At 60.1% G+C, this 6,818-nt stretch carries 8 protein-coding genes and 2 pseudogenes; 3 read left to right on the forward strand and 7 right to left on the reverse strand.

Translation table 11 applies throughout. The features are described from left to right. Window positions 1-85 precede the first annotated feature (85 nt). The 7 genes and pseudogenes from AC5E6N_RS16585 to AC5E6N_RS16615 form a co-directional block, all read right to left on the reverse strand. Window positions 86-455: pseudogene (locus AC5E6N_RS16585) on the reverse strand (sugar phosphate isomerase/epimerase family protein); the annotation flags it as partial. Then, window positions 452-1,105 (reverse strand): shikimate dehydrogenase family protein, encoded by a 654-nt coding sequence (locus tag AC5E6N_RS16590; RefSeq protein WP_491748857.1) that lies wholly within the window; start codon window positions 1,103-1,105, stop codon window positions 452-454. The pseudogene AC5E6N_RS16585 and the gene AC5E6N_RS16590, both read right to left, overlap by 4 nt. Further along, the gene (locus AC5E6N_RS16595; protein ID WP_491748858.1) at window positions 1,102-1,302 is read right to left on the reverse strand and encodes a hypothetical protein; all 201 of its coding nucleotides are present in this window, start codon (window positions 1,300-1,302) and stop codon (window positions 1,102-1,104) included. The genes AC5E6N_RS16590 and AC5E6N_RS16595 overlap by 4 nt, the downstream gene beginning before the upstream one ends. After that, window positions 1,299-2,813, reverse strand: a complete 1,515-nt coding sequence (locus AC5E6N_RS16600; RefSeq protein WP_491748859.1) for a tripartite tricarboxylate transporter permease — start codon at window positions 2,811-2,813, stop codon at window positions 1,299-1,301. Before AC5E6N_RS16600 ends, AC5E6N_RS16595 begins: the two co-directional genes overlap by 4 nt. Further along, a complete protein-coding gene (locus AC5E6N_RS16605) occupies window positions 2,813-3,388 on the reverse strand; it encodes a tripartite tricarboxylate transporter TctB family protein (RefSeq protein ID WP_491748860.1) in 576 nt (191 codons plus the stop codon). Before AC5E6N_RS16605 ends, AC5E6N_RS16600 begins: the two co-directional genes overlap by 1 nt. A gap of 96 nt (window positions 3,389-3,484) precedes the next feature. Next, window positions 3,485-4,486 (reverse strand): Bug family tripartite tricarboxylate transporter substrate binding protein, encoded by a 1,002-nt coding sequence (locus AC5E6N_RS16610; RefSeq protein ID WP_491748861.1) that lies wholly within the window; start codon window positions 4,484-4,486, stop codon window positions 3,485-3,487. 119 nt (window positions 4,487-4,605) lie between these two features. Continuing rightward, entirely contained in the window at window positions 4,606-5,532 is a 927-nt protein-coding gene (locus AC5E6N_RS16615; RefSeq protein ID WP_491748862.1) for a LysR substrate-binding domain-containing protein, read from the reverse strand. A 117-nt stretch (window positions 5,533-5,649) separates the two neighbouring features. On the opposite strand from AC5E6N_RS16615, the gene AC5E6N_RS16620 reads away from it, so the two are divergent. The 3 genes and pseudogenes from AC5E6N_RS16620 to AC5E6N_RS16630 form a co-directional block, all read left to right on the forward strand. Continuing rightward, a complete protein-coding gene (locus AC5E6N_RS16620) occupies window positions 5,650-5,775 on the forward strand; it encodes an FAD-dependent oxidoreductase (RefSeq protein WP_491748863.1) in 126 nt (41 codons plus the stop codon). A 98-nt stretch (window positions 5,776-5,873) separates the two neighbouring features. After that, window positions 5,874-6,083 (forward strand): annotated as a pseudogene (locus tag AC5E6N_RS16625) (FAD-binding protein); the annotation flags it as partial. Window positions 6,084-6,106: 23 nt separating this feature from the next. Beyond that, window positions 6,107-6,818: sugar phosphate isomerase/epimerase family protein (locus AC5E6N_RS16630; RefSeq protein WP_491748864.1), on the forward strand; the 712-nt coding region annotated here is incomplete at its 3' end.

Genomic DNA, 6,818 nt, shown 5'->3' on the forward strand with positions numbered 1-6,818 from the left:
AATTGCCGGCCATTGCGCGCGCCGATGTGATCGCCACCGGTTTCGTCGCTGGGGCCCTCGACGATCTGGGTCTGCGCGACGGCCCCGATCGGGGGCCTTGATTGAAAAAGTCGTCTGCCGCCCGGTCGATCCCGCCCAGAGCGTCAAGATGGACGGAAGAGCACACGAGGATGAGATCCGTGCCCAGCTCAATCATGGTGTCGAACTTATACCTGGCGCGATCGAACGCGCGCGCGAGCATCCCCGGTCAAGCCCTCGAAATCGCGGAACGGCTGGAACAGGGTGATCTCGAGGCTGTGGTCGCGGATCATGTCGCCGATCTCGCGCGGAGTGCCCGTATCGGCAATGAAATCCTGCTCGAAGATCTCTATCCCGTCGAAGCCGACTTTGGCGATCGCGTCGAGCTTTTCACGGAGGTTGCCGGAGATCGATACGGTCGCAATCGAGGTTTTCATGCGGCCTCTCCTTGCTCGGTCAACTCTGCACGAAGGCATACCTCGTCCAGCGGTAGGCCGGAGAAATGTGCCCAGGCGTGCACCCCTTGAAAAAAGAGCAGCTCGTAGCCGGAGATTATCTTCAAGCCTTCGGCCGCGGCATCTTGCAAGAACTGCGTATCGACAGGTGTGTAAACCGCATCGAATGCCCATTCCGCACCGGTCATCGCCTCTCGCGGCAAGGGGGTTCCGCCATAACCGGCCATCCCGACAGGTGTGCCATTGAGAACGCCCGTCGCCCCCGAGGTGGCCGCGACCGCATCTGTGTAGACGGCGGCATTTGGTGTGTTTGGGGCGGCCCGGATTTCCGTCGCCAAAGCCTGAGCTTTTTCTTCGTCCTTGTCGACAAGGCGGATTTCGCTGGCACCAAGCGCCACGAGTCCAAAGGCGAGCGCCCTCCCTACCCCGCCTGTTCCTATCAAGCAGGAAATGCCCGGACTGGCCTCACCCCTTACCCCGCGATACCCGGAGATGAACCCGGTATAGTCCGTATTCTGCCCCCTTGGGCCGTCAGCCTCGAAAAGCACAGTGTTGACGGCTCCGATCGCGCGCACGAGCGGATCATTGATGGCGACTTTTTTCGCGGCCCGTTCCTTGTAGGGATAGGTCACGTTGATACCCCGATAGCCGCGTCCCATGCAGGCATCGAAAACGGTATCGAAGCCCTCCCCATGTCTCTCGGGATCAAGCGGTCGTACCGAACCGTCAGCCCGTTCTGAGCGCCGGCCAGGCGATGCAGCAGCGGCGATTTGGACCGGGCGATGTTGTCGCCTATCAGACCCAGTTTCAGCTCCCGTGTCTCGGTCATGCCCCTGTCCTTTTCTTGTCGAATATGCGCGCCTTGACTTTTGCCCAGACCGGTGTTTGCGAAACGAAGATCAGGATCGCGGAGACAAACAGAACCAGCGATAGTGGGCTCGAGAAGATGCCGGCGAAGAACCGTCCCAGATCCTCCTGTTCCGAGATGATCGCCCGACGCCAGTTGTCGTCCAGAAGTCGTGACATGATTACGCCAAGGATCACCGGTCCAAGCGGATAGCCGTAGTGGCGCATGAAGTATCCGAACACGCCGAAGCCAAGCATCCAGTAGACATCGGAGATCGAGTTGTTGGCGGCGTAGGCACCGACGATCGAAAAGAGCATGATAAGCGGGATCAGCACGGCGCGTGGCATCTCGACGATCTTGGTGAACAGCTTGATGCCGGTCAGGCCGAAGATCAGCATGAAGATATTGGCCATCATCAGGCAACCAACGATGAACCAGAACATATCGGGCTGGTCGATAATCAGCATCGGGCCGGGATTGAGGCCATGGATGAAGAGCGTGCCGATCATGATCGCGGTCACCGCGTCGCCCGGAATGCCGAGCGTCATCATGGGAATGAAGGCACCACCCACAGCGGCGTTGTTGGCCGTCTCGGGCGCGACGAGCCCTTCCATTGCCCCGTCGCCGAAGGGACGTTCCGGTGCCTTGGTGACGCGCTTGGCATGGTCGTAGGCCATCAGTGCGGCGATATCACCACCTGCTCCCGGGAGCGCGCCAATTACGACGCCGATCGAAGAGGTCTGCAGGGACAGCGGGAGGTGCTTCTTCACCGTTGCAAACGAGGGGCCGATACGGCCGATCTTCTGGCGGACTGCATCCCTGTCGACGTGGTGGAGTTGCAAAAGCGCCTCGGATACACCGAACATCCCTATCATGACGGCGATGAAGGAAATGCCACCTTCAAGGAGTTGGAAGTCGAACGTGAAGCGTTCAGCAAAGGTCAGCGGATCGCGGCCGACCGCGCCGATTGCGATGCCGAGCGCGCCTGCGAAGATGCCCTTTACGAGCGAGCCTTGGCTCAGCGACCCGACCAGCAGAATGCCGAGGATTGCGAGCAGCATGTAATCCCGCGGCTGAAATCTCAAGGCGAAATCGGACACCAGTGGCGCGGCAAGCGCAAGGACGCCGATCCCGACAAAACCGCCGATAAAGGACATGACCGTGGTCACGCCGATTGCAGTCCCCGCCTCTCCTCGCTTGGCCATGGGATACCCATCGAGGGCTGTTGCAATCGCCGACGGCGCGCCCGGAATATTTAGCAGGATCGCGGTCCGGGAACCGCCATAGACCCCACCCATGTAGATGCCGATCATCAGGGAGATCGCAGGATAGACATCCCAGGAAAATGTGAAGGAGATCAGGATCGACACGGCCATGGTGACCGACAATCCCGGGATCGCGCCCACATAGACGCCTGCGAAGGTGCCAAGGCCAACCAGAAGAAGCAGTTCGGGTTGAGTGAAGACGGTGAGGAAATCCAAAAGAGCGGTCATTAGGTGGTCCCTCCAATGGTCAGGCCACGGAAGAACTGGATGAACTCAGCCTCTGGCACGATGCCCGCGGGCATGAGCACGCTGAAAACGATTCGGAATATCAGCCAGATCATGATCAGGCTTCCCAAAGACACAGTGAGCGTCCAAAGCCAACCGCGCTTGGCCAGCATCTTGATTGCGACGATGAGAAATAGCGCCGACGTTGGCAGGAAGCCGAGTGGTCGGAGCAAGATGCCGTATGCGACAAGAAAGAGCGCGAAAAGGAGAACGGTGATCGGCAGGATGTCCCGCGCCAGTGTCTCTGCCCGGTCAAGGGGCAGTTTTGCCGTCTTGAGGACCACGATCGCCGCTGAGATCACCATAGCGAGTGTCGCTGCTACGGGGATTGATCTTGGTGCAGACAATCCGTTGGGACCAAATGGATTCTCGATTCCAAAGGCGTGCCAGAGAAGTCCGAGGCTTGCCATCAGGAGGAAGGCTGCAAAGGCCAATTCCCCGGGCCGCCGTTTGTCAATCTCTCCGCCAGGCGTGGCGTCCAACGTGCCGTCGTGGTGCTCAGGATCGATATGTTCCATGGTCTCCTCCCGTGGACTTGAATGAATTGGGCGCCGCACTTCGCGAAGAAATGCGGCGCCCTAAGTCGGCAGTTGCCCGTAGATCTGCCAGGGAGATTATTCTCCTGGACGCGCGATTCCGAATTCTTCCGGAGATACTTGAGTCAGGCCGGCGTCTTGCAAAAGCCAAGCCGTGCCCTGCTGCCAGCGTGTCAGGAAGCTTTCGGCCTCCTCGCCCGAAATGGCCATCAGCCTGAAACCGCGGTCGTCCATCAGCTGAATGAAGTCGGGATGCTGCGCCCCGGTGGCATAGGCATCGGACAGTGCCGTGACGACATCGTCAGGCGTACCCTGCGGGACGAAGACACCGAAGAACGGGCCCCAAGGAAGATAGGTGCTGTACCCTTCGTTGAACTGCGTGATGTAGGGGGCATCGGGAAGGTTCTCGTTCGCCGCGACATCCATGATAGTCAGGACCTTCATGTTGCCCGCGCGGATGCCTTCGATGGCCGCGCCCAGAACTGCGGGCATCACGTCGATGGCGCCACCCTGCAGGCCAGTCAGTGCCGGGCCATCCCCGTCATACGGAACGCTGATCACGTCGAGTTCGCCTTCGACCGCGCCGATCATTGCATTAATGACCGACGGCAGACCGCCGGGACCGGTTGAACCGAAGCGAACCTCGCCCGGGTTCTCACGGATATAGGCCATCATCTCCGCGTAGTCGTTGAACGGGGCATCGGGTTTCGCCACCAGCACGGCCGTGCCGCGCGCCAGGATCGAGATCGGGATGAATTCACTGTAGTCGCGCTCACCAAGCCCCATGACGCGATAAAGCATCGGGTTCTCTGCCCCCATGAGCAGGGTGTAGCCGTCGGCCTCGGATTCGGCGACGTGGTTCAGCGCGATCGCGCCGACGGCACCCGTCATGTTCTGCATCACGATCGTGCCGCCGAGTGCCTCTTCGGCGTGAGGCGTGACCGACCGCATCACAGTGTCTGTTGAGCCCCCTGCACCCCATTGGATGATCCCCTGGATCTCTCTTTCGGGGTAGTCCGCGACAGCCGCTGTGGCCGTCAGAACCAGCGCGCTGAGCGTGCCTACGATAATCCGCTTCATGGTTCTCCTCCCTAGCAGTGCGAATTCCTTGCCGACGGTGTCGGCGAGCAATAGCGTTCTTATCGCGCCATCCCCATCTTAACGTCAAATATCTGTTTTGCGCCTCCATTAACATAATGTTATTTTTTCGAACGATACCACGGCCCATCCTCGACCGCTTTGCCCAGTTCGCGCCGAAACTGCGCAATCGCGAATTCGACGAATCCTGACAGCACGCGTCCCTTCTTTCGCGCCACGAAGCTCTTGACCCGTACGTCTTCGGCAAGTGGTCGGCGCTCCAGTCCCGGCATATACACTTCGGCCACCGAGAACTCATCGATAACGGCAACGCCGAGCCCGTGCCGAACCAAGCTCACCACAGTCTGCGCGAACCGGCCGCGCATCACATGGCGCATGTCCACCCCGGCCATGGCGAAGGGCTTGGCCAAAAGGGCTCCGTACGGGTCTGCTGGGTCGACACCAATCAATGCCTCCCCGGAAAGGTCGGCCACCGATACACTCTCCTTCCGGCCAAGCGCGTGGCCCTCCGGCAGGATCACAACCAAACGCCCCTCGGCGATCTGGTCGTTTTCGATCGCGGCGTTCTCGACAGCTGAACTCATGATCACGAACTCGCCGCGCTCGAGCAGTAGGTATTCCACGGTCTCTTCGATCTTCAGCACGTTTATATCCACGAAAAGATCGTCGTATCGGCTTCGCACCTTTTGCAGAGCTCGCGCCGCGATGAACTGAGCGATCGAAGGCGCTGTAGCAAAAGACAGACGGACATCCTCGCCCTTCTGCAAAGAGCCGACAGCGACCTGCAAATTCTCGACACCTCTGTAGACTTCGCGGATCTGATCGAAGACGCGGGCCGCTTCCACCGAAGGGGTAAAGAGACCGGCCTTGCGTTCGAAGAGGCGGATGCCGAGCGACTCCTCCGTATGCTTGACCAGTCGGCTGATCCCGGGCGCAGAGACATTGAGCATGTCTGCAGCGCCGCTGATCGTGCCCGTCATCATGACGGCGCGGATCACTTCGATCTGCCGCAGGGTCATTTCTGGCATGGCTGATCTCCCCCGCGCCAGATTAACCTGAAGTTACGCTGACGCAAGAACAAGCATTTGACGTTATTTCCAGGTTCGCGGACCATCCCGGCATTCAAGGGATCGAGGGAGGACGTGTTGGCCGAAAATTGCGATCTCCTTGTCGCCGGTTCCGGGGCCGCAGGTCTCGCGGCGGCCGTCACGGCGGCACATCGCGGCCTTAAAGTCATTCTCGTTCAGCGATACATGTCGCAGGGCGAATGACGCATCACTTGTGGGACTTGGCGATGTACGGCCGAGCGATGCAGCTCAGAAACGGCCAAGCCCTTGTTGGGCGCCTCTTACGCTGTGCGCGTCATCCCGGCAGTTTCGGCACATTCGCCGGCCTTCAGACAGACGGGCATGCAAGCGTCCTGGATGAGGACGGACATCCAATTCCGGGCCTTTACGCCGCCGGCACGGACATGGCGAGCGTAATGGGTGGCCACGACCCCGCAGGAGGCATCAATCTCGGTCCCGCCCTGACGTTCGGGTTCATCGCAGGCCGTCACGCGGCAGAGGCTGCACTATGACACAAGGGATTTCCCTCGCGCACTTGACCGCAATTGACTTGCCGCCGCCACAGCTGATCGAGGCGGCGGCAAAGGCAGGCTTCAACGCCGTTGGTCTGCGGCTCATCAGGGTGACCGAGACCACACCCGGCTATCCACTGATGCAAGATGCCCTCATGATGACAGAGACCAAGGCGGCCCTGCAGGACACCGGCCTTCGTGCCAGCGATATCGAGTTCGTCAAGCTCGAGCCGGACACGGACGTCTCCACTCTCTTGGCGTTTCTTGACGCCGGCGCAGAACTCGGCGCACGCGAGGTGATCTGCGCCCCTTACGATCCGGAACTGGACCGTCTCGCAGATAATCTCGGGCGGCTAGCCGAGTCGGCCCAAGATCGCGGTTTGGGTGTGTCTCTAGAATTCTTCCCGTGGACAGTCGTTCCCGATCTGAGAACCGCACATCGTGTGGCACGCGCGGCAGGTCCCCACGTGGGCATACTCGTCGATGCCCTGCACTTCGAGCGCTCAGGCGGTACATTTGACGAAGTGCGTGCCGTGCCGCAGCACCGGTTGCGCCTGGCGCACCTCTGTGATGCTCCAGTACACGAAACTTATTCGACCGATGAGTTGATTCACACCGCCAGGCAAGCGCGATTGCCGCCGGGGGAAGGGCAAATTGACCTCCTTGGGCTTATCAAGGCCTTGCCGAAATGCATTTCTTTCGGACTCGAAGTCCCGATGGCTAGATACCTTCAGC

The organism is Hoeflea sp., assembly GCF_984452065.1.